The 20,973-nt window shown below is 56.2% G+C and carries 19 protein-coding genes; 7 read left to right on the forward strand and 12 right to left on the reverse strand.

What is annotated here, in order from left to right; translation table 11 throughout:
• Positions 1 to 49: 49 nt before the first annotated feature.
• The 4 genes from L3069_RS11075 to L3069_RS11090 all read left to right on the forward strand — a co-directional run bounded on the left by L3069_RS11075 (position 50) and on the right by L3069_RS11090 (position 3,568).
• The gene (locus L3069_RS11075; protein ID WP_022648161.1) at positions 50 to 577 is read left to right on the forward strand and encodes a GNAT family N-acetyltransferase; all 528 of its coding nucleotides are present in this window, start codon (positions 50 to 52) and stop codon (positions 575 to 577) included.
• A gap of 111 nt (positions 578 to 688) precedes the next feature.
• On the forward strand, positions 689 to 1,573 hold the full coding sequence (locus L3069_RS11080) for an SDR family oxidoreductase (RefSeq protein ID WP_022648162.1): 885 nt from the start codon (positions 689 to 691) through the stop codon (positions 1,571 to 1,573).
• 107 nt (positions 1,574 to 1,680) lie between these two features.
• Positions 1,681 to 2,658 (forward strand): MBL fold metallo-hydrolase, encoded by a 978-nt coding sequence (locus L3069_RS11085; RefSeq protein WP_023300144.1) that lies wholly within the window; start codon positions 1,681 to 1,683, stop codon positions 2,656 to 2,658.
• A gap of 1 nt (position 2,659) precedes the next feature.
• Positions 2,660 to 3,568, forward strand: coding sequence for a LysR family transcriptional regulator (locus L3069_RS11090; protein WP_038416075.1), 909 nt, complete (start codon positions 2,660 to 2,662; stop codon positions 3,566 to 3,568).
• On the opposite strand, the gene L3069_RS11095 is transcribed toward L3069_RS11090, so the two are convergent.
• Positions 3,559 to 4,443 (reverse strand): LysR substrate-binding domain-containing protein, encoded by an 885-nt coding sequence (locus tag L3069_RS11095; protein WP_038416076.1) that lies wholly within the window; start codon positions 4,441 to 4,443, stop codon positions 3,559 to 3,561. The genes L3069_RS11090 and L3069_RS11095 overlap by 10 nt on opposite strands.
• A 111-nt stretch (positions 4,444 to 4,554) precedes the next feature.
• On the opposite strand from L3069_RS11095, the gene L3069_RS11100 reads away from it, so the two are divergent.
• From L3069_RS11100 to L3069_RS11110, 3 genes are all read left to right on the forward strand, one after another.
• A complete protein-coding gene (locus L3069_RS11100) occupies positions 4,555 to 6,036 on the forward strand; it encodes a UbiD family decarboxylase (protein WP_038416077.1) in 1,482 nt (493 codons plus the stop codon).
• Between the two features lie 129 nt (positions 6,037 to 6,165).
• Entirely contained in the window at positions 6,166 to 6,453 is a 288-nt protein-coding gene (locus L3069_RS11105) for a VF530 family DNA-binding protein (RefSeq protein WP_022648167.1), read from the forward strand.
• Between the two features lie 7 nt (positions 6,454 to 6,460).
• On the forward strand, positions 6,461 to 7,750 hold the full coding sequence (locus tag L3069_RS11110) for a glycoside hydrolase family 10 protein (RefSeq protein ID WP_038416078.1): 1,290 nt from the start codon (positions 6,461 to 6,463) through the stop codon (positions 7,748 to 7,750).
• 37 nt (positions 7,751 to 7,787) lie between these two features.
• On the opposite strand, the gene dsbG is transcribed toward L3069_RS11110, so the two are convergent.
• From dsbG to L3069_RS11165, 11 genes are all read right to left on the reverse strand, one after another.
• A complete protein-coding gene (gene dsbG / locus L3069_RS11115) occupies positions 7,788 to 8,564 on the reverse strand; it encodes a thiol:disulfide interchange protein DsbG (RefSeq protein ID WP_038416079.1) in 777 nt (258 codons plus the stop codon).
• A 41-nt stretch (positions 8,565 to 8,605) separates the two neighbouring features.
• Entirely contained in the window at positions 8,606 to 9,163 is a 558-nt protein-coding gene (locus L3069_RS11120) for an RNA polymerase sigma factor (protein ID WP_023300150.1), read from the reverse strand.
• A 5-nt stretch (positions 9,164 to 9,168) separates the two neighbouring features.
• The gene (locus L3069_RS11125; RefSeq protein ID WP_038416080.1) at positions 9,169 to 9,582 is read right to left on the reverse strand and encodes a hypothetical protein; all 414 of its coding nucleotides are present in this window, start codon (positions 9,580 to 9,582) and stop codon (positions 9,169 to 9,171) included.
• A 193-nt stretch (positions 9,583 to 9,775) separates the two neighbouring features.
• The gene (locus tag L3069_RS11130) at positions 9,776 to 11,326 is read right to left on the reverse strand and encodes a methyl-accepting chemotaxis protein (RefSeq protein WP_038416081.1); all 1,551 of its coding nucleotides are present in this window, start codon (positions 11,324 to 11,326) and stop codon (positions 9,776 to 9,778) included.
• 95 nt (positions 11,327 to 11,421) lie between these two features.
• Positions 11,422 to 12,438 carry a LacI family DNA-binding transcriptional regulator gene (locus L3069_RS11135; RefSeq protein WP_017693400.1) on the reverse strand — a complete coding sequence of 339 codons (1,017 nt, stop codon included), beginning with the start codon at positions 12,436 to 12,438 and terminating at the stop codon, positions 11,422 to 11,424.
• Positions 12,439 to 12,466: 28 nt separating this feature from the next.
• The gene (locus L3069_RS11140) at positions 12,467 to 13,873 is read right to left on the reverse strand and encodes a sucrose-6-phosphate hydrolase (protein WP_100167656.1); all 1,407 of its coding nucleotides are present in this window, start codon (positions 13,871 to 13,873) and stop codon (positions 12,467 to 12,469) included.
• Positions 13,873 to 15,243 (reverse strand): sucrose-specific PTS transporter subunit IIBC, encoded by a 1,371-nt coding sequence (locus tag L3069_RS11145; protein WP_038416083.1) that lies wholly within the window; start codon positions 15,241 to 15,243, stop codon positions 13,873 to 13,875. Before L3069_RS11145 ends, L3069_RS11140 begins: the two co-directional genes overlap by 1 nt.
• A 66-nt stretch (positions 15,244 to 15,309) precedes the next feature.
• The gene (locus tag L3069_RS11150) at positions 15,310 to 16,827 is read right to left on the reverse strand and encodes a carbohydrate porin (RefSeq protein WP_100167655.1); all 1,518 of its coding nucleotides are present in this window, start codon (positions 16,825 to 16,827) and stop codon (positions 15,310 to 15,312) included.
• A 171-nt stretch (positions 16,828 to 16,998) separates the two neighbouring features.
• The gene (locus tag L3069_RS11155) at positions 16,999 to 17,895 is read right to left on the reverse strand and encodes an aminoimidazole riboside kinase (RefSeq protein ID WP_038416085.1); all 897 of its coding nucleotides are present in this window, start codon (positions 17,893 to 17,895) and stop codon (positions 16,999 to 17,001) included.
• An 88-nt stretch (positions 17,896 to 17,983) separates the two neighbouring features.
• On the reverse strand, positions 17,984 to 19,195 hold the full coding sequence (locus L3069_RS11160; protein ID WP_063135839.1) for a diguanylate phosphodiesterase: 1,212 nt from the start codon (positions 19,193 to 19,195) through the stop codon (positions 17,984 to 17,986).
• An 87-nt stretch (positions 19,196 to 19,282) separates the two neighbouring features.
• Entirely contained in the window at positions 19,283 to 20,758 is a 1,476-nt protein-coding gene (locus tag L3069_RS11165) for a carboxylesterase (protein WP_032676226.1), read from the reverse strand.
• Positions 20,759 to 20,973 lie beyond the last annotated feature (215 nt).

Consider the following 20,973-nt stretch of genomic DNA (forward strand, 5'->3'; position numbering starts at 1 on the left):
TATGCCGCTTCGTCTATTATCTATTTATAACTCCCACTTAAGGAATACTATGCATATTCGAAAAGGATTAAGCACCGACCTCGCCCGTCTTGAATGTTGTGATTTTTCTTTTACGGTCGATGAGATTGCCAGAGAACCTTTTCTCAATGGTGATTTGCATATCGAGGCGCTAACCGATCCTTATCATAAAACCTATGAACTGGATCTCCAGACGCTGGAAAATCATTGCGTTAATCCCGATTCAATATTTCTTATCGCCGAAACGGATGACGGTGAAATCGCCGGTTTTATAACCGCGTCCTGCAACTGGAATAAATTTATTTCGGTGGATTACATTGCCGTGGAGCGTTCGAAACGCCGAACGGGCGCGGCGCACAAGCTGATGTCTGCCACCCACGTCTGGGCGCGAAGCCTCAACGCGCCCGGTTTACGGCTGGAGACGCAGAACGTTAATGTTTCTGCCTGCCTTTTCTATCGTCACTATGGGTTTATTCTGGGCGGTTACGATCGTTACCTTTACAACGCCCTGCCGGAAAAAGATGAGGTCGCCCTTTTCTGGTATTACATGCTGGCTTGAGAAAATATTTTATATCCGCCACTGGAATATAGATTTGTCTGAATTTGTCAATTTTGCCCGCTTACGTTTAATTAACGACTAATCTTGGAATTCACTATTAAGGAGGCCGGTATGTCTACAGGAAATAATCACACGCTGCATTACCCTCGTCCACCGTTTGCAGAACAACCGCAAAGGGCTCCCGGGCTGGCATCGGAAATGAAGCCAATACCGGATCATGGTGAAACAAGTTATATCGGGTCAGGAAAACTGGCAGGAAAAAAAGCGCTGATTACCGGCGGTGATTCCGGCATTGGTCGCGCGGTAGCCATCGCCTATGCCCGTGAAGGTGCAGATGTCGCTATTGGCTATCTGCCGGAAGAGGAGTCCGATGCGGCATCGGTCATTGCGCTGATTCAGGCCGAAGGCCGTAAAGCGGTCGCCATTCCCGGCGACATTCGCGTGGAGTCCTTCTGCGACACGCTGGTGGAAAAAGCCGTTGCCGAACTGGGCGGCCTGGATATTCTGGTGAATAACGCCGGACGCCAGCAGTACTGTGAATCTATCGACGATCTCACCACGGCAGATTTTGACGCGACGTTTAAGACCAACGTCTATGCCCCCTTCTGGATCACCAAAGCTGCGCTGCGCCATTTGCAGGAAGGCGCCGTGATCATCAACACCACTTCCGTTCAGGCGTTTAAACCGAGCGCGATCCTGGTGGACTATGCGCAGACCAAAGCCTGTAACGTGGCCTTTACCAAATCTCTGGCCCAGCAGCTGGGACCGCGTGGCATTCGGGTGAATGCCGTTGCGCCAGGTCCGTACTGGACCCCCCTTCAGTCCAGCGGCGGTCAGCCTCAGTCTAAAGTTCAGAAATTCGGGGAAGATACGCCCCTGGGCCGACCGGGTCAGCCGGTTGAAATCGCACCGCTGTATGTGCTGTTTGCCTCCGATTCCTGCTCATACGCTTCCGGGCAAGTGTGGTGCTCTGATGGCGGTACCGGCGTGCTGTAAAGCATCCTCTCAGACCTATCCATTTCATGGATAGGTCACATTCACTCCCCTGCTGTTCTCAAAAATCGCAGTTGAACTATGATGAACTTACTATTGAGGAGCCCATCATGTTTACTGTGAAAAAACTTGCGATATCAACCCTGTTGACCGGTTCAGTTTTATTCTTTCCAGCGATCCACGCGGTGGCCAGCGTTCCGCAGCATGTGGTGAAACAGCAGGCTGGCGGCTACAGCGTTCAGGTTGGCGACAGGATTATCACCGCCTTTACGGACGGCAGCGTGCCGCAGGATCTGCACGCCTTACTGCGCCGGACGACGGCGGAAAATACCGATGCGTTACTGGCCAAAAACTTCCAGGCCAATCCGGTGGAAGCATCGATTAACGCGTTTTATATCGCTTTGCCCGGTCACAAAATCCTGGTGGATACCGGTTCCGGTCAGCTCTTTGGCCCCGGCAAAGGCGGGCGGCTGATTGAAAGCCTGGCGACCCAGGGCATCAAACCCGAAGATATTACCGATATTCTAATCACCCATGCGCACTCCGATCACGCCGGTGGTCTGGTCAAAGACGGTCAGCGCGTGTTTACCCACGCGCAGGTCTATGTCGGCAAACCGGATATCGATTTCTTCTTTAACGTCGAGAACCAGAAAAAATCGGGCTATGACCAGAACTACTTCGATGTCGCGCACAAGACATTAAAGCCTTATCTGGATGCCGGAAAAGTGAAGACTTTCTCAGGCACCGAACAGCTTCTGCCGGGCATCAGCGGTACGGTTCACCCGGGCCACACCCCAGGTTCCGCGTTTTACACGCTGGAGAGCAAAGGTGAAAAAATTACCTTTGTCGGCGACATCATCCACGTCGCCGCAGTTCAGTTCCCGCAGCCCAACGTGACGATTGCTTACGATGAGGATCAGGACGGCGCCGCCCGGGTGCGCAACGCAGCTTTCGCTGAGTTTGTGAAAAACAAAGATCTGATTGCGGCGCCACATCTGCCTTTCCCCGGGATCGGGTATGTGACGAAAGGTGAGCGGGACGGCTACGCGTGGGTCCCGGTGACCTATACCAACCGTGACGCAAAATAAGATGTCCCCCTCCGATATGGATATGGACCTGATCCTGACGCTGGATGCGTTACTCAGGGACCAGAATATCACCCATGCGGCCGCGCGGCTGGGCATCAGCCAGCCAGCAATGTCTGCCCGCCTGGCACGCCTGCGCGTGTTGTTTGGTGAGTCGCTGTTTGTCCCTTCTCCACACGGACGTGGGGTGTTACCGACGCCGCGCGCCGAAGCGTTAAGGCCGCAGGTCGCGACGGTTTTGCAGGGCATAGCGGCGATGCTTGAACCCACCACGTTCAACGCGCAGAACAGCAACCGCACCTTTGTTATTGCCCTGCACGAAAACCCGGCGCTAATGCTGGGGGCTGAGTTGCAGAATCAGATTAGCAATGCGGCACCAGGTATCCGCCTGCGTTTTGCGCTCCCGGAAACCCAGCTGCTGTCAGCGCAGATGGAAAATGGCGATGTGGATATTTATGTTGGCGTTAATGCGGGGGCGCACGATGCATGGGTCAGACGCAAACTGTTTGACGATGAATATGCCACAGCCCAGCGGAAAGGCCATCCGCGCGGTACGGGGCCGGTGGATCTGGAAAGCTATTGTAGTCTTTCACACCTGGTGGTTTCATCCGAGGGCGACCCGTTCGCGGGCTTTGTCGATCAGCATCTGGCGGGGCTTGGCCACCAGCGTAACGTGGTGATGTCGACGCAAAGCTATGCGATGGCGCCTGCGATTGTTACCGGTACCGATTTACTCTGCACCCTACCCAGGCGCATGTTGCTACGCTTTACGCAAACGCTTGATATTTTTCCGCCGCCGCTGGATCTCCCGCCGATCGTCATCGGTATGTACTGGCATCCGAAAAACAGTCAGGATCCGGCTAATCGCTGGCTACGTGAACAGCTTCTTCAGGCCGCCGGACGTCAGGTATGATCGAGGATACTCAGCAATTTTTTCAGGACCTCAGAGCGAATAATCCGGTGGCAAACCAGCGTCAGCTCGCTCTCCCGGAGTCGGTCAAGAATATCCACAAAGACGACGTTTTGTACGCATATCGCCTTCGCTGAGGCTGGCAGCATGGCGATACCAAACCCTGCCGAGACAAGGCTTATCACCGTGGGGACATCGGTTGCATTTTGCACAACGTCAGGCTGTACGCCCGCGCTGTGGCAGGCATCATAGAAATATTGCTCCAGCCCCATCCCCTCCGGGTCGCGCAGGGCGATCCACTTCTCCTCTTTCACCGACGCAAGCGTCAGCGCGGCGGAGCCCGCCAGACTGTGTTGACGAGGTAAGGCCAGCACGGCTTTTTCCGTTGTGAAAGGACGACTTTGAAGATCGTCAGGCAGCAGCGGTAACGGGGCACGAATAATGGCCACATCCAGCTGGTTGCTTTGCACGCCGGTATAAAGGGTTTGCACGTTTCCCGTCATCATGGAAAGGCTGATGGCTGGCCATTTCTCATGTAAAAGCCGCAGCGCGTCGGGCAGCTTACTGTCGAATATCGCGCTTGAAACGCATCCGAGATTCAGCACGCCCTGTTCCCCTCTGGCCGTCTGTCTGGCATCCAGAATGGCCTGATCGGTCATAAAAATCGCCACTCTGGCTTTACTGAGAAACGCCTCACCGGCTGGCGTCAGCGTCAGGCGACGATTCGCCCGGCTAAAGAGCACTACCCCCAGACGATCTTCAAGCGTTTTGATTTGCTGGCTTAGTGCCGGTTGCGCCATGTTAAGGCGCTCCGCCGCACGATGCATGTGAAGCTCTTCCGCCACCACGATAAAATTGCGCATCAGTCGAAACTGCATACTGTGCCTTCATTATTGATAATAAAATTCATATTAAAATAGCACAAATGATGCAATTGATAGCCCTCTTCGTCCGGTTAAGAATGGATGCAATCATCCGAGGGGGAAAATATGGAAAACCACATCAACGATCTCAGAAGTGCTATCGAACTGCTCAAACGCCATGAAGGTCAATACCTTGAAACCAACCATCCGGTCGATCCTGACGCGGAGCTGGCGGGTGTGTACCGGCACATTAGTGCTGGCGGCACGGTAAAACGTCCGACGCGCATCGGCCCGGCCATGATGTTTAACGCTATTAAGGGGTATCCCGACTCCCGTATTCTGGTCGGTATGCACGCCAGCCGCGAGCGGGCGGCGCTCCTGTTGGGCTGCGAGCCCTCTGAACTGGCAAAACATGTCGGCCAGGCGGTGAAAAACCCGATTGCTCCCGTTGTCGTCCCGGCGGACCAGGCGCCGTGTCAGGAGCAGGTGTTTTATGCCGACGATCCGGACTTCGATCTGCGTAAATTGCTTCCGGCACCGACCAACACGCCGATAGATGCCGGTCCGTTCTTCTGTCTGGGGCTGGTGCTGGCAAGCGATCCGGAAGACGCCTCGCTGACCGATGTCACTATTCACCGTCTTTGCGTTCAGGAGCGCGATGAGCTCTCCATGTTCCTTGCCGCGGGCCGCCATATTGAAGTGTTCCGTAAGAAAGCCGAAGAGGCGGGCAAACCCTTGCCGGTCACGATCAATATGGGTCTCGATCCCGCTATCTATATTGGCGCTTGTTTCGAAGCCCCTACTACGCCCTTCGGCTACAACGAGCTGGGTGTCGCCGGCGCGTTACGTCAGGCCCCCGTCGAGCTGGTGCAGGGTGTGGCCGTACAGGAAAAAGCGATTGCGCGTGCGGAAATAATCATCGAAGGCGAACTGCTGCCGGGCGTGCGCGTAGAAGAAGATCAGCATACCCACACCGGGCACGCGATGCCGGAATTTCCCGGCTACTGCGGGGAGGCTAACCCCTCCTTACCGGTAATCAAAGTGAAGGCCGTCACGATGCGTCATCAGGCGATCCTGCAAACCCTGGTAGGACCGGGCGAAGAGCACACCACGCTGGCCGGTTTGCCAACGGAGGCCAGCATCCGGAATGCGGTGGAAGAAGCCATCCCCGGTTTCCTGCAAAACGTCTATGCGCATACCGCTGGCGGGGGCAAATTCCTTGGGGTATTGCAGGTTAAAAAACGCCAGCCTTCTGACGAAGGGCGTCAGGGTCAGGCGGCCCTCATCGCGTTAGCCATCTATTCCGAGCTTAAAAATATTATTCTCGTCGACGAAGACGTGGATATTTTCGACAGCGACGACATTTTGTGGGCGATGACGACCCGTATGCAGGGCGATGTCAGTATCACCCATCTGCCGGGGATCCGCGGTCACCAGCTCGATCCGTCTCAGGCACCGGATTACAGTCCCTCCATTCGTGGCAACGGGATCACCTGCAAAACGATTTTCGACTGTACGGTGCCCTGGGCGCTGAAGTCCCGCTTTGAGCGTGCACCCTTTATGGAGGTAGACCCGACGCCGTGGGCACCTGAACTGTTTAAAAAATAGTATTAACCGGAAATCCTCTTCACCCTTTACGGGTGAAGAACCTCACGCTGAAATTGCCGCGTCCCCTGCTTTCTTGTAACCTTTGAGCGTTTATCACATCCCCATAAAAAATGAGACTACCGGACGCCTATGACAGCACCTATTTCCAACGATCCTTTGCATGGCGTAACGCTTGAAATGCAGGTTAACGCGCTGGTTGCGCGATATGGCTGGAATGAACTGGGCAACCGAATCAAAATCAACTGTTTTCGCAAGGACCCGAGTGTTAAATCGAGTCTGAAGTTCCTGCGCCGGACCCCATGGGCGCGGGCGGAAGTTGAAGCCCTCTACCTCGACTCCCTTCACGATGACGGTAACGAGGAACAGGACGAACCGGCGTTTAATCCCTGGACGGATGGCCGGACACCCAGGAGCTAACACGCAAATGATGCGACACGTAAAACGGACTGGCGCGCTGCTTGGCTGCGCGCTTTTACTGGTAAGTTGCACTTCCAAACCACCCAAATCACTCGTTACCCCGCTGCCGCAGGCGAAACCTGTACAGCAGACTAACGAACCCATGCGCGGGATCTGGCTGGCGACCGTCTCCCGTCTCGACTGGCCCCCCGTGTCATCAGTGAATGGCCGCAGCGCGGACCAGCGTATCGCCCAGCAACAGAAGGCGCTGACCGACAAGCTCGATAAGCTGAAAAAGCTTGGGATCAACACCGTCTTCTTTCAGGTAAAACCGGACAGTACGGCGCTGTGGGCCTCTGAAATACTGCCGTGGTCAGATACCCTGACCGGGACTATCGGGGAAGACCCCGGTTACGATCCGCTCCAGTTTATGCTGGATGAAGCGCACAAGCGCGGGATGAAGGTTCACGCCTGGTTCAACCCTTACCGCGTCTCCACCAACACGAAGCCGTCGACCATCGCGGCGCTTAACCGTACCTCGTCGCTTCATCCCTCCAGCGTCTACGTCCAGCATCCGGAGTGGCTCCGCACATCGGGGGATCGTTTTGTTCTCGACCCGGGCATTCCCGAGGTGCGGGACTGGATAACCCAGGTGGTGATGGAAGTGGTGAATCGCTACCCTGTCGACGGCGTTCAGTTCGATGACTATTTTTACACCGAGACGCCGGGCTCAACCCTGAACGATGCCTGGACCTTCAGGCGCTACGGCGAGGGATTTGCGTCGAAAGCTGACTGGCGTCGGCACAATACGCAGCAGCTGATTGTGCAGGTATCAAGGGCGATCAAGCAGGCAAAGCCTGAGGTTGAATTTGGCGTCAGCCCGGCGGGTGTATGGCGCAACCGCTCCTTCGACCCGGCAGGATCGGACACGCGCGGTGCCGCAGCCTACGATGAATCCTACGCTGACACGCGTAAGTGGGTACAGCAGGGTTTACTGGATTACATTGCGCCGCAGATCTACTGGCCCTTCGCCCGCGACGCGGCACGATACGATGTGCTGACAAAATGGTGGGCTGACGTGGTGAAACCGACCCATACCCGCCTGTATATCGGGATCGCGTTCTACAAAGTGGGCGCGCCTTCCAGAAACGAACCGGACTGGACGGTGAACGGCGGCGTACCGGAGCTGAAAAAACAGCTCGACCTCAACGATTCACTGCCAGACGTAAAAGGCACCATCCTGTTCCGTGAAGACTATCTTAACCAGCCGCAGACGCAGGAAGCCGTAAATTACCTCCGGGGGCGCTGGGGTAGTTGACTGACAAAAGGCAGAAACGTCCTGTTTCTGCCTTTTTTTACGGCTTCGGCCCGAACATCGCCTCAAGCTGTTTTGCGTCTGGCATGCCCACGACCTGCTGCAGTTCGTTTTGCTCATTCAGGTAATAAATAGCCGGTGTGGCATTTGCGCCGAGACTGTCCATAAGCGTCTGGTGATTTTGCAGGATCTCAACGGTTTCCCGTGAAGCCGCCCCTTCAGGTTTAGGCAGCTTTTTACCGCCGGACAGCTCGTACTCTTTCCAGGCCGACACCGGATCTTTGGCATTCAGGATCGCGGAGGCGTTACGCCCGCTGTTCGGGTTAAGAAACGCAACCAGCAGCGTGTTGAGCTGGACCTTGCCGGCCTTCACCCACGGCTGCGCTTCAGCCCAGAACTGCTTGCAGTACGGGCAGAACGGGTCGGCAAAAACAAAGACTTTGCGCGGGGCGCTCTCCGCGCCCTCTTTCAGCGGATGCGCCGCATTGAGCTTTTTCCACATCTCGCGGCCCATCGGGGCGTAGATCTCTTTCTGGAAAAAGGCCTCGCTGATGTTGGTTCCCTTCTCATCATACAGATAGCCAGACACCACGTGCTTTCCGTCAGGGGTCAGAAAGAGCGTCACGCCCATGTCCTGATACTGCCCCAGCCACGCTGGCGCGCCGCCGGGGGCATCAATTTTCTTAATGATTTTGATATCCTGCTGCTCACTGAAGTGCTTCACCACATCCGGAAGCGACTCCTCTGCCCTGACCAGCCCTGAAACCAGCAGAGCAGAGAGTAACAGCATCTTTTTCTTTGCTAACAGTTGAAGCATAACGACCCCTCTAAGATATTGTTTTTCAGAGTGGTCGAACTTTATTGCCCTGTCAACGCTTCATAAATATCCTTGAGGCGACTACGCAAAAATCGCACAGCTTTGTGTTTGCGGGATAATAACGCCTGCACGCTGTCGCCCGTTTCCTCCGCCAGCGCCTTCATGGTGTATCCTTCAAATTCCGTTTTTTCAAACACCTCGCGCTGTGGTGGCGGCAGTTCCGACAGGGCTTGCCCCAACTCTTCCCACAGCAGCATGTTGAGATACTCCTCCTCCGGCGTTTGCGGTACGCCGAATAACGTTTCTGCAATCTCCTGCTCCGGAAAGTCCTCATCATCTGCCGTCAGGTACCCCGGCAGTGAAACCTCATGCTTTTTTCGCGCCCGGTCGATCATCTCATTCCGCGCGGCGCGAAACAGCCAGGCGGCGACGTTCTCGACCGGTTGTTCCACTTTCATCAACTGCCAGGTCACTTCCTGAAGAATATCATCGACATCATCACGAACCGCAGTCCGTCCGCGAATGAAGGCTTTTAGCCGTGCGCGGCAGGCATTGAGTGCCGAGATCAGTAATGATTCCCCCGCGTCACCGGCTTTCATATCGCTCACTCGGCTTCCGGCGCTTTCGCAGCGTTATCATCTCGCTTCTCATCCCGGTCATCGTGCCACCGGCAATGACCGTGACGACCAAATCCTGCCCGACGCTGCTGAATGAAGGCCTCACGTTGTTCGGGGGTCATATTCATCCATTGTTCGTGCATACGGCGGTGCGCACCGAACATACCGGGACGGAAACCCAGCCCACCGAAAAGAATGCGGCTCAGCAGCAGGATCCCCAGCGCCTGCCAGAAGCCAATGGCTTTAACCCCCAGGATGGCCGGGAGCAACGCGTTCCACAGGGACATGACCAGCAGGCCAAGCACCACGAACAGGACTGCGCCTATCACGATGCCCTTGTACATACGATGGCGGCCCAAACCACGTCCGTGACCTTTTCCGTGCATATCAAAATTTCTCATGTGTACCTCGTTTATGTTGAATGATTATGGTCTCTGATGAGGTAGACGGATGAAGAACAGAAATATTGCCGGGGAAAGATAAAATTTATGTGATAGCGGCTTTGTACGGATAACAGTAATGGCTGAAGGAGATTGTGCAGCGGCTGCATGCAGACATTAAAAAAAGGCTCCAACAGGAGCCTTCCTCATTTAATCACGCAATTGCCGGCAGACGAAAACTCGAAATACTCTGCGACAGCTGCTGCGCCTGCTCCTCCAGCGAGGCCGCGGCTGCGGCGGATTGCTGCACCAGCGCCGCGTTCTGCTGGGTCACACCGTCCATCTCCGTTACGGCCTGCCCAACCTGACCAATTCCACGGCTCTGCTCTTCTGAGGCAACCGAAATCTGTTCCATCAGCGTATGCACTTTATTCACAGAGCTGATAATAGAATCAATCACCTCTCCCGAACGATTCACCAGTTCCGCACCGTTTTTCACGCTGGAAACAGACTGGGCGATAAGGCTTTCGATATCCTTCGCCGCCACCGCGCTTTTCTGGGCCAGGGTGCGCACTTCACTTGCCACCACGGCAAATCCTCGCCCCTGCGTGCCAGCACGCGCCGCTTCAACGGCCGCGTTTAGCGCCAGAATATTAGTCTGGAAAGCAATGCTGTTGATGACGCTGGTGATGTCCTCAATACGCTTCGAATTGGACGCGATAGTATTCATCGTTTCGATGACTTCACGGGTTACCGCTTCACCGGTATGGGCATTTTTCACGGCATCCTGCACCAGCTTACCGGCCTGGAACACGTTATCGGTGTTATTCGCCACCGTCGCGCTCAGCTCTTCCATGCTGGCGGCCGTCTGGGTCAGGGCAGAAGCCTGTTGCTCGGTACGGGAGGCCAGGTCGATATTGCCGGAAGCAATTTCCTGCGCCGCATGCGTTACGGTGTGGCTGGCATCGCGCACCTGAGAAATGGTGGAGAGCAGCGCCTGGCGCATCTGCTCCATCGAGGACATCAGGTGATCGATTTCATTCCCGGAATCACGCTTGATGGGTACCGGTACGTCCAGCTTCCCGGCCGCAATCTGTCGACAGTGCTCGCGCGCCAGGTTAACTGGCGCAAAGACCACGCGTTTCATCAGCAGGCTGACGACGAGGATCACCACCACGAACAGCACCGCAATGCAGGTGATAATAACCAGACCCGACACAAAATTATGGCTCGCATCCTCGTTCAGCGTTTTGGCGTACTTCTGGTGAACGGAGAGAACCTGATCGAGCACAATTTCATATTGGCGATCGAGTTGAGACACCACGGGAATAAGAGCGTTGAACCGCGACACATCGTGAGCGGCGGCAGCGGCAATCAGTGGTGCCAGTCCCTGGTTACGGTAGTTTTGCCACGCCTCCTGGTAGGCAGTGACCAGCGGGGCTTCGTCCTGTAAACGCGGCGAGGCCATAAACGCCGAAAATGCACTATCGGCTTTGGTCAGCGCCTCTTTAACCGAGGCCAGTTTCGCAGACGAGTCGGTGGCGTCCCCCGCTTCCACCATTTTTACATACTCCATAACCCTGACGCGCAGGGTTCGGCTATGGTTAATGGGATCAATAATGGACAGGACCACCTGAATTTCTTTGTTCACATTATCCAGCGAAGTATTACTTTTAATGATGAGCCCAACGCTGGTGATAGTGCTGGCCACAAAGAAGAAAAGCAGGGAAAACAGGATAATCAGGGATGATTTTTTCAACGACATAACACACCTCAGGGATATAATTTCCCTTTGGTTATCGGCTGAATCCGATCTTTAATTAATTAAAGTTATTGATATATCCTTCAGACGTTACCCTGTCACTCCACGGCCTTGTACCGCCGTTGCAGTGTGGCATCCAGTTTACGCTGGATCGGCTCCGGCGTTTCCCCTTCAATCAGTTTGCCAATCAGATCAAAGCAGTGCCAGGCGAGCTGGCGGTTATCCTGACGAACGGTATCGACAGGAATGGTCAGAGAATCATAGAGATAGTGATCGTCAAAGCTGGCCAGACGCATATCGCTTTGCAGCAGATTATGTTGCCCCATATAGCGCAACACCCCTTCCAGCAGACCGCAGGCGGCGGTAAAAAGGGCTTTTGGCGGGCGGCCCAGGCGCGCGCAAAGTTCGGCAAACATTTCGTAGCCGGAGCTCGGATGGTAATTACCATGAATAATCCACTCCGGACGTAACTCGACGCCAGCGTCACGCAGCCCCTGCTTAAACCCTTCCAGACGGTCACGCGTCGGGGAAAGCCGCGGTTGGCCGCCGAGGAAGTAGAACTCATCCGGATGCTGGCGCGCAATGTCGGCCACCAGCGTGGCGGTCGGGGTAATTGAATCGGTGAGGACCAGCGGCAGAGAACTGTCGTTCATATGACGGTCAAAGAGCACAACGGGCAACTGCTCGCTCAGCTTTTGATAATCCGCGTCGTTGAGCATGCTGGAGGCGACAATCAGCCCGTCCACCTGGCGGGCCACCATGTTATTGACCACCACCGTCTCCTGGCCCGGATTTTCATCGCTACAGGAGATCAGCAGCTGAACACCCGCCTCGCGGCAGAGGGTCTCCAGCTCATGAGAAAAAACGGCAAACCCGTAGTTGGTGATTTCCGGCACCACCAGACCAATGGTGTGGCTGCGGTTGTCCCGCAGCGAACGGGCGTGAATACTGGGCTGATAATGATGTTCTTTGGCAATCGCCAGCACACGCTCGCGTGTCTCCTCCGCCACCCTAAGCTCTTTGCTGCGGCCGTTCAGAACCAGACTGGCGGTGGCTTTTGATACCCCCGCCAGCTCCGCGATATCTTTAATGGTGACGCGTTTTGTTTTTCTCACAACGACTTAGATCCGGCTGCCAAAACCCCTATTCTATCATGCAGCTGCGCAGCGACCAGTAGCGTAATGTGATGTCGGACGCACCTTCGAAGCGAACCTGGGCCGGATGGTCAGGAAAATAGCGGCTGCTCATGACGCCTTCACCGTGATTGATGAAAATTTCGACGCTGGAACGGTCACACAGCACGCGTAAATGATGAACAGAGCCCTGCCAGTAGCGGGTCAACGTCTCTCCGGTTTCCAGGCTGGCGCGTTCCAGACGGATCCCCGCATCATCCACAATCAGCCGCAACGCGCCGGCAAAATCCACTTTTACGCACGATGCGCTCAGTTCGAACTCAAGACGGGTTCCCTCCAGCACCGGGGCATCGCTGGCGCGTCCCTGCCAGTGATGTTCATCCTCGCGCAGCGTTTCCAGCTCACGGACCGGCGTTTGCCAGAGCTTACCGTCGCGGTAGCGCAGCTCGCGCGGACAGGTCATCTGGTGGATCCAGCCGTGCCCCCGTGTAGGCTGGAGCATCTCTTCGCCGTCCGGCACGCCCATCCAGCCGATGAGGATGCGGCGGCCATCTTCTGCCACCGTGGTTTGCGGCGCGTAAAATTCGAAACCGGCATCAAGCTCATGCAATTCGTCGTGCGCAAATGCAGGCGTTTGATAATCAAATGCCCCACTCATCCAGACGGCCGGATAGGTGTTGAGATAGCGATGCGGTTCGCGCGCCAGCCCCTGTGGGCAGCAGATCAAGACGTGTGTGCCATCAAGCGCAAACAGATCCGGGCACTCCCACATATAGCCCGCGTCCGTGAGTCCGTTGACGCCGTGACCAGCGATTTCGCCGCAGGACGCCCAGGTGTGCAAATCGGCTGACGTAAACAGCAGCACCTTGCCGCGCTTATGCTGATCCTGCGCCCCGAGCACCATGTACCACTGCCCGTCATGGCGCCACACTTTCGGGTCGCGGACGTGCCCGGTATACCCGTCCGGCAGGGGCAACACCGGTCCCAGTTTGGCAAACGTGCCGTCGTCATTTTGCACCGCCAGACACTGCCAGGCGGTGCGGCCGCCATCGTCAAACTTAACGTTGCCGGTATAGCACAGGGTCAGCACGCCGTTGTTATCCACGGCGCTGCCGGAGTAACAGCCATTGCGGTCATACTCTTCGTCAGGCATCAGCGCCATTGGCTCGTGCTGCCAGTGCACCAGATCTGCTGAGCTCCAGTGTCCCCAGCACTTGTAGCGATGATCGCAGCCCAGCGGGTTCCACTGATAAAACAGATGGTAACGTTCGGCAAACCAGAGAAAGCCGTTCGGATCGTTCATCAGCCCTGTCACCGGTGCGGGATGCCACTGCGGATAGTGGCTGTCCGCCAGCGCACGCGGCTGGCCTTGCATAACGGCCTGCAACACGGCAGGCCAGCGGGAAGGTAAGGTCATTATTCAGAGTCCGTCTTATATTTCAGCAGCAGAGAGACGGTGAACGCCACGCCAAAGGCAATCACCATGCCGATAATATAGTTGAGCAGCGAGCTGGCCTGAACGATCGCCATACCGGGAAGCGCCGTCAGGCCAACGGCGGTCATGTAGACATGCACCGACACCACCCAGGCACCGCCCGCCGCACCACCGATCAGCGCCGCGATAAACGGCTTCACGAAACGCAGGTTGATGCCAAAAATTGCCGCTTCGGTGATGCCCAGCATCGCGGAAAACGCCGACGGTAAGGTAATGGCTTTGATTTTGGCATCGCGGGTTTTGAACCACACCGCCAGACACGCCCCGCCCTGCGCCACGTTCGCCATCGCCCAGATCGGCAGCAGGAAGTTCACGCCAATCGACGGGTTACCCAGCAGTCCGGCCTCAATAGCGTGGAAGCTGTGGTGAATGCCGGTAATGACAATCACCGAATAGAGCCCACCAAACAACAGCCCGGCCAGCCAGCCCGCGTGGGCAATCAGGGTGCTAAGAATAAAGGAGATCCCGTCGCCCAGCGCGCGTCCCGCCGGGCCAATAATCAACAGCGCGATAAAGCCGGAGATAATGACGGTCAGGAACGGCGTCAGGATCAGATCTAACGCATCCGGGATCGCCCGGCGAAGCTGTTTTTCCACAATGCTCATAAACCACACTGCCAGCAGCACCGGGAAGACGGTTCCCTGATAGCCAATCATGGCGATTTCAAGACCGAAGAAGTTCATGGTGTGGAAGCCGGACGCTACGCCCCAGGCGTTGGTCAGCGCCGGATGAGTCAGGATGCCGCCGAGCGTTGCGCCCAGATACGGGTTGCCGCCAAACTCCCGCGCGGCGGTGAAGCCAATCAGGATCGGCAGAATAATAAACGCCGCCGAGCTGCACATATCCAACATGATATAGAGCGCGTTATCCGGATTAACCCAGCCGTAGGTTTTAACCATCCCGAGCAGGCCCATCAGCAGACCCGAGGCCACGATCGCCGGAATAATCGGCACGAAGATGTTGGAGAGCAGACGCGCGATGCGCTGGAACGGGTTCAGCTTGCGGGCTGCAATATCCGCCGCTTCCGATTTACTGGACTCGCTAATCCCTGCCGCCTGAATAAACGCGGTGTAAACCTTATTCACCACCCCTGTGCCGAAGATCACCTGCATCTGCCCGGCATTTCGAAAACAGCCTTTCACGCCTTCAACCTTGCCGATAGCCTGCTGGTCGGCAAGCGCATCATCGACCAGCACCAGACGAAGGCGCGTGGCGCAATGTGCCGCGCTGGCAATGTTCTCTTTGCCACCGAGCAGCGGAATCAGCTCGCGCGCAATATGATTAAAATCCATAGATACCTCTTCCTGACCTCTTTTTATGATGTTCGAAACGCCCCCGCAATGCGGGAGCGTGAAGGGTTAAAACCAGGTTTCCATCTGCACCCCAAAGTTCCATTCCCCACCCGCGTTGAAGCCGCTGCTGCCAAAGGCGTCATCGCTGGCGTAGTTATCCAGCTTGCTGCTCCAGTCCATCCAGGTGGCGAACAGGCGCAGCTCCGGACGGCTGAAGAAATCGCCAATCTTGCCCGCCTTTAACGTCGGGGCAAAGGTCAACTTGTAGAAGCTACCGTTAACCGCATTGCGATCCTTGTAGCCTTCCGGGTTTAAATCCATGTACTGATAGCTGCCCTCGAACGCGAGGGCGAAATTCTGGGTCACCTCTTTGATCAGACGCGTATTGAGCGTGACCCACTCATAGCTGTCGCCCTTCACGTAGCGGTCCTTACTGCTTTGCGCGAGTACGGCGGGCGCAAAGTGCCAGCCACCGCCCAGCGGCGTGACACCGTAACTTGCAAAACGCCAGGTATCGGCTTCTGACAGCAATGCGCCGTCTGCACCAATGCTTTTCACCTCGGCGCCCAGACCGTGGCCGTAAAGCAGCGCCGTTTTGGCGGAACCTTCCCGCAGGCCGTAGAAGCTCTCGTTATGCAGACCAACCAGCGCATGTACCCCGTTATTGGCCGCGTCGGTTTTAATCGGATCGCCGTTGCTGTCCTTACGGTCGTCATTATCTTTTGCCCGTAAGCCGCTGACCATCAACTGCACCGGCCCGGCGAAGTGGTTCATGCTTAAGATGTAGTTCTGGACGTTGTTGTCGATCTCCTCTTCGCTGCCGAAATTACGGCCATAAAGGGAGAAGTTACTGCGCAGCGTATCGTTCCACTTCACGTCGTAGACGCCGCCGCCGGTCCCGGCGAGAAATACCACGTCGGAATCCAGCCAGTGAATGTCGAAGTTGTCGCGGTCAAAACGCTTACCCGCCCAGAAGGTGCTGCCTTTCAGCGCGCCGGTAACGTCCGGCAAAGTGCCCAGCTCGGCAAAGGCCTGACGAATGTTCAGGTCGCTGCTGTCTGCCGACCAGTCGTTATAGGTTTTCTGACCGTCGGCCAGCATCGCCTTAAAGCGCGTCGTCGCGCCATTTTCTAGCGTCTGTTTGTGCTCAACATTCAGCTCAACGTAGGTATCCGCTTCGTTCCCCAGACGCCCGATGGCCCCACCCGTTTCCCCTGCGGGTGTCAGATAAGGACCGCTTTTGCTGCTTGAGGCCGCGTCGTTCATCAGCAGCCCGGAACGGGCGTAACCGTGAAACTCAAAACCGCCTGTCCGATCGGCTTTCTCTTCCAGCGCCGTGGTACGTTGCGCCACCGCCTGTGTGGAGGTTTGCGCTTCCTGCTGCGCAGCCACCAGTTGCTGCGTTTTCTGTTCCGCTGCCGTGGCGCGTTTTTCAGCAACCTGCGCACGGGTTTCCGCCTCCTGCAAACGCTGCTCCAGCGCCGCCAGGCGCGCTTCGATACGGGTCATATCCATCTGGGCAAAAACAGAGGTACTGCCGGCCAGCATGCTTATCATCACGGCAAGTCTGCGTTTTTTATACATTTTGTCGCATCCCTAATAACTATCGGTAAAAGTGCTAAATTGCTAAACCGGTTTAGGTGAGTGATACTAAACCGTTGAATTTTGAATCGGCAACGTTTTTTGCTAAACCGTTTTAGTAAGTGTGATCGAGGCGACAATTCAGGCCCCCGACCGGAGGCCTGGCGACGTGAATTACAGTTCGTGATGATAAGGCAGCGCTGTCATTGCCCCTTTTGCGGTTGTCGCCAGCGCTCCGCAGCGCTGCGCTAACGTGATGACCTCTGAGAGACGGGCCTGGCCATGACGTGCCAGACCGAACAGCAGCCCGGCGACGAAAGCATCCCCCGCACCGGTGGTATCAATGCATTCCACGGGTGATGCAGGATAGTGCGTCAAGGCACCTTTTTGCCAGGCGGTGACGCCCTCTTTTCCCTGCGTCACCAGCACCAGCCTGGCCGGACAGGTGCGCATCAGCGCCGCCAGCCCCTCATGGACCTGCGCATTTCCGGTCAAGAACGCCAGCTCTTCCACCGAGATTTTCACCACATCTGCACAGGCTAATGCCCGCTCAAGACACTGGCGCAGCTCGACTTCATCGTGCCAGAGATCGGCGCGGATATTGGGGTCAAAGCTGACGAATCCCCCCGCCAGTCTGATAGCGGACATCGCCTGAAACGTCGCGGAACGGCTGGGTTCGGCGCTGAGCGCGATAGAGCAGACGTGCAGCCACTCCCCGGCGCGGAATGGCGGGAGATCGGCAGAGTCGAGGAATAAATCAGCGCTCGGGCGAACCATAAAGGTAAAGGAACGTTCCCCGTCGTCATCGAGATCCACCACCACCGTGGAGGTGCGATGCTGCGGGTCCAGGCGCAGCCATTCTGTATTAACCTGCTCATCCGCAAGCGTTTTTTGCATAAAACGCCCGAAGGGGTCGTCGCCCACCCGGCCTATAAAGGCGCTTCTGCCTCCCAGACGCGCTACCCCTACCGCAACGTTGGCCGGTGCGCCGCCAGGACATTGCAGCAGTTTGCCCTCTCCGTCGGGCAACAGATCCACCACTGCATCGCCAAGTACCCAGATCGTCTCCATATCACCTTCTTAGCTAAATAATGTTAAACCGGTTTAGCTATTTAAGCACAGGCAGGGTGTAGGGGAAATATGGCGAGGGACAATTTGCTTAACCCACCCGATGGGGCCAGTGAATATCACCCACGCCATTGAGCTGCGGGCGGGCGAACAAAAAGCCCTGGAAGCGGCGAATACCGGCGGATTCAAGCCAGCACCACTCTTCTATCTTCTCAATGCCTTCTGCGACCAGCGTAATCTCCAGATCGGTGCAGCAGCTGATTATCGACTTCACAATCGCCTGCTTGGGCCCGCTGAGGTGGATATCGCTGACGATCTCTCTGTCGATTTTGAGCTTATCCGGCTGGAACCGCGTGAGCAGTGAAAGACCAGCATAGCCGGAACCAAAATCATCTATCGCCAGCCCAACCCCTTCCGCGCGCAGCTGTTTAATGGCGCTGTTAAACTGGTTGAAGCCAGAGATCATCTCGTTCTCAGTGACTTCAATGATCACCTGCTCTGGCTGTAGATTGTGCTTTTTGATCTGCGTTACCAGGAACTCTACCGCGCCCGGCACGTTAACCAGCGACATTGGCAGCAGGTTCACCGCCAGTTTGTGGCTGCCGATGCCGAGCTTTTGCGCCAGCGCAAAGGTCCAGGCTTTGGTTTGCAGGTCGACTTCGTAAATCTGTTCACGATCGAGACTATGGAAGAAATGCTCCGGGCTGCCGCCGTCGTTTCCGCGTATAAGCGCTTCGAGAGAACTGATTTTGCCTTCGGACGGCTCGACAATGGGTTGCAGCGCAAACTGGCAGGGCTGTCCCGCCAGCAGACCTAACCCTTTACCAAACGGCGCGCGCTCTCGTGAAAGCGTCCATTTATCAGGCTCATAGTCCGAAGCGGGTGGGATAGCGGTTTTGCCGGTGATAAAGGTCTGAATAAATTTGAAGACCCGATCCTCAGAAGTCAGATAGCTTTCCAGCTTGCTGTAATGCAGAACCGACGCCAGAACCGCTTTCGGGGTCTGAACATCCAGGTCAAACAGCAGCATTCCCACGTCTTCGAAACGTCTGCGCGGGCCGTAATCGCGCATCAGCTCCACCACGCCGGTATGCCGGTCATCCGCACGGATGGTGTTAAAAAGCGCGACGACGCTCTGTTCCGTGCCTTCGAGAATTTGCAGAACGTCACGTCCACGGGAGAGAAGAATGCCTGAGATGCCCTGCTCCGTATTACGGATCCTGGCCTGTTCAACCAGCGCGCTTAACGCTGCGGAGGTGCAGGTTAAGCTCAGCTGGCTTCGATAAATGAGAGTTGTCAGCACAGAAACGGGGTCCGGTATGGGGTATACGCCTGAACGGTATTGTTTAACACAGTTCCCCGGTGTGACCTAATCTATTCCACGTCGGGCTTAATTCTCCCCGATACGGCTGTCGATCCGCGTCTGCATATAGTCGTAGAACGGATTCGACGTCACGCGCATCAGCGCATCTTTGCCGACGCTCAGAACCGATGTTTCTCCCCACAGGGCTATCGTCCCGAGACTGATTCCATAGCGGTTTTTCACCTCAGGATGGCGGCCATACAGATCGTCTTCAGGCGGGAACGGAATGGCAATATGCGACAGGGAATAAACCTCCTGCGGATACGAGACCGACAGCGGCGTCACCGTTTCCCGGGTGCTGCCCGCAGGCGTTGTCTTTGCCACCATATCAAACCTGTCAGGGCTGGCATTGGTCACGATTGTGACACTGTAACGTCTTTTCGCCTCGGGCAGCAGGTCAGCCACCGCCGTCCAGGATGATGGCCTGAACAGTGGACGGAAACTCCCGGCCTGATTGATGTCAAATACCACCAGTTCGCTGCCATTTGCCGGAAGCTGGTCAAACAGCCCGCTGACTACGGCGCGGGTACTGACCGTTGAATCCATGACCGACTGAAACGCCAGTACCGGCGGAAGCTGCGTTAGTTTGTGATCATGAACATCGCGGTTTATCTGCTCATGCAGCGCCCGGGTAAGCAGCCAGGACTGACGTGCCGCATTCACCGGGAACGAATTGTATTTATAAGGATTATATTCCGGCGAAATGTTGAGCCACGCGGCTTTGGCAAACGCCGGTAACATAGCCGGTAGCCCGGCGAATCCGGCAAAGCGCGCAAACGCCGTGACGCCAATCATCGGTGAGAGCAAAACGATCTGCTGAGGTTTACGCAGTTCAGGCGCATCAAGGGCGTCGAGGGCGTATTTCATCGCCAGCGCCCCGCCGTTGGAATAGCCCACCAGGTGCAGGGGGAGATCGTTCCCTGTCAGGCGTGTTGCTTCACGAACCGCAAGGCGCGTAGCTGCCAGCCACGCCTCCCAGTCAACGTCTGTCAACGCGCCCGGCGCCGTGCCATGTCCGGGCAAACGAGGCACTACGGCCACAAAGCCGTGCTTTTGATAATTCACAGCCAGACGCCTGACGCTGTAGGGCGAATCCGTCAGACCGTGCAACAACACTACCGCCCCGCGCGGCTTTCCGGCAGGCATCAGCACAAACGACCGGTTTGCATCCGGAGTAAAGTGTCCTGGCCACACCAGGCTCTGACGGTAATAGCGGTTCAGCGGCGTGCGCTCTGCGGGGGTGACTTTCGCCGTCACCTCAGCATCAAGAGCGGTGAAGATGGCGTTTTCCCGCGCGACATAGGCTGCGAAGGTCGCGTTATCCATCTCCTGCACGGACATTTCGTCAGCCCGCCAGGTATGCCAGTGATGCAGAGCCGGCCCCTGCTGCGAAAGATAAACCCGCACCGCCAGCAGAACGAGCACGATGATCCCGATGACCATCGCTATTTTTTTTGCGAGAGCCATCAGGCGCACGCTGACCCGCCAGGGCAAATTCGCCATGTAAGGCTCCCTCTCTTATCCACAGAGCTTTCATCTTACCAAAAAATGTGAAGAGGCTGTCGTATTCACCAAATAGATACCGCTCAGGCCGGACACTGCACCAAAAGTGAACTACGCTGCACAAATGTTGAGCATCTGTTAAACAAATATTGCATTAACTTTGCTGCACAGCGCGTTTTCGCCGCAATGTGAACATGGCACGCGTCCTGCATTGT

Source organism: Enterobacter cloacae complex sp. ECL411 (genome assembly GCF_021869665.1).
Classification (GTDB): Bacteria; Pseudomonadota; Gammaproteobacteria; order Enterobacterales; family Enterobacteriaceae; genus Enterobacter; species Enterobacter intestinihominis.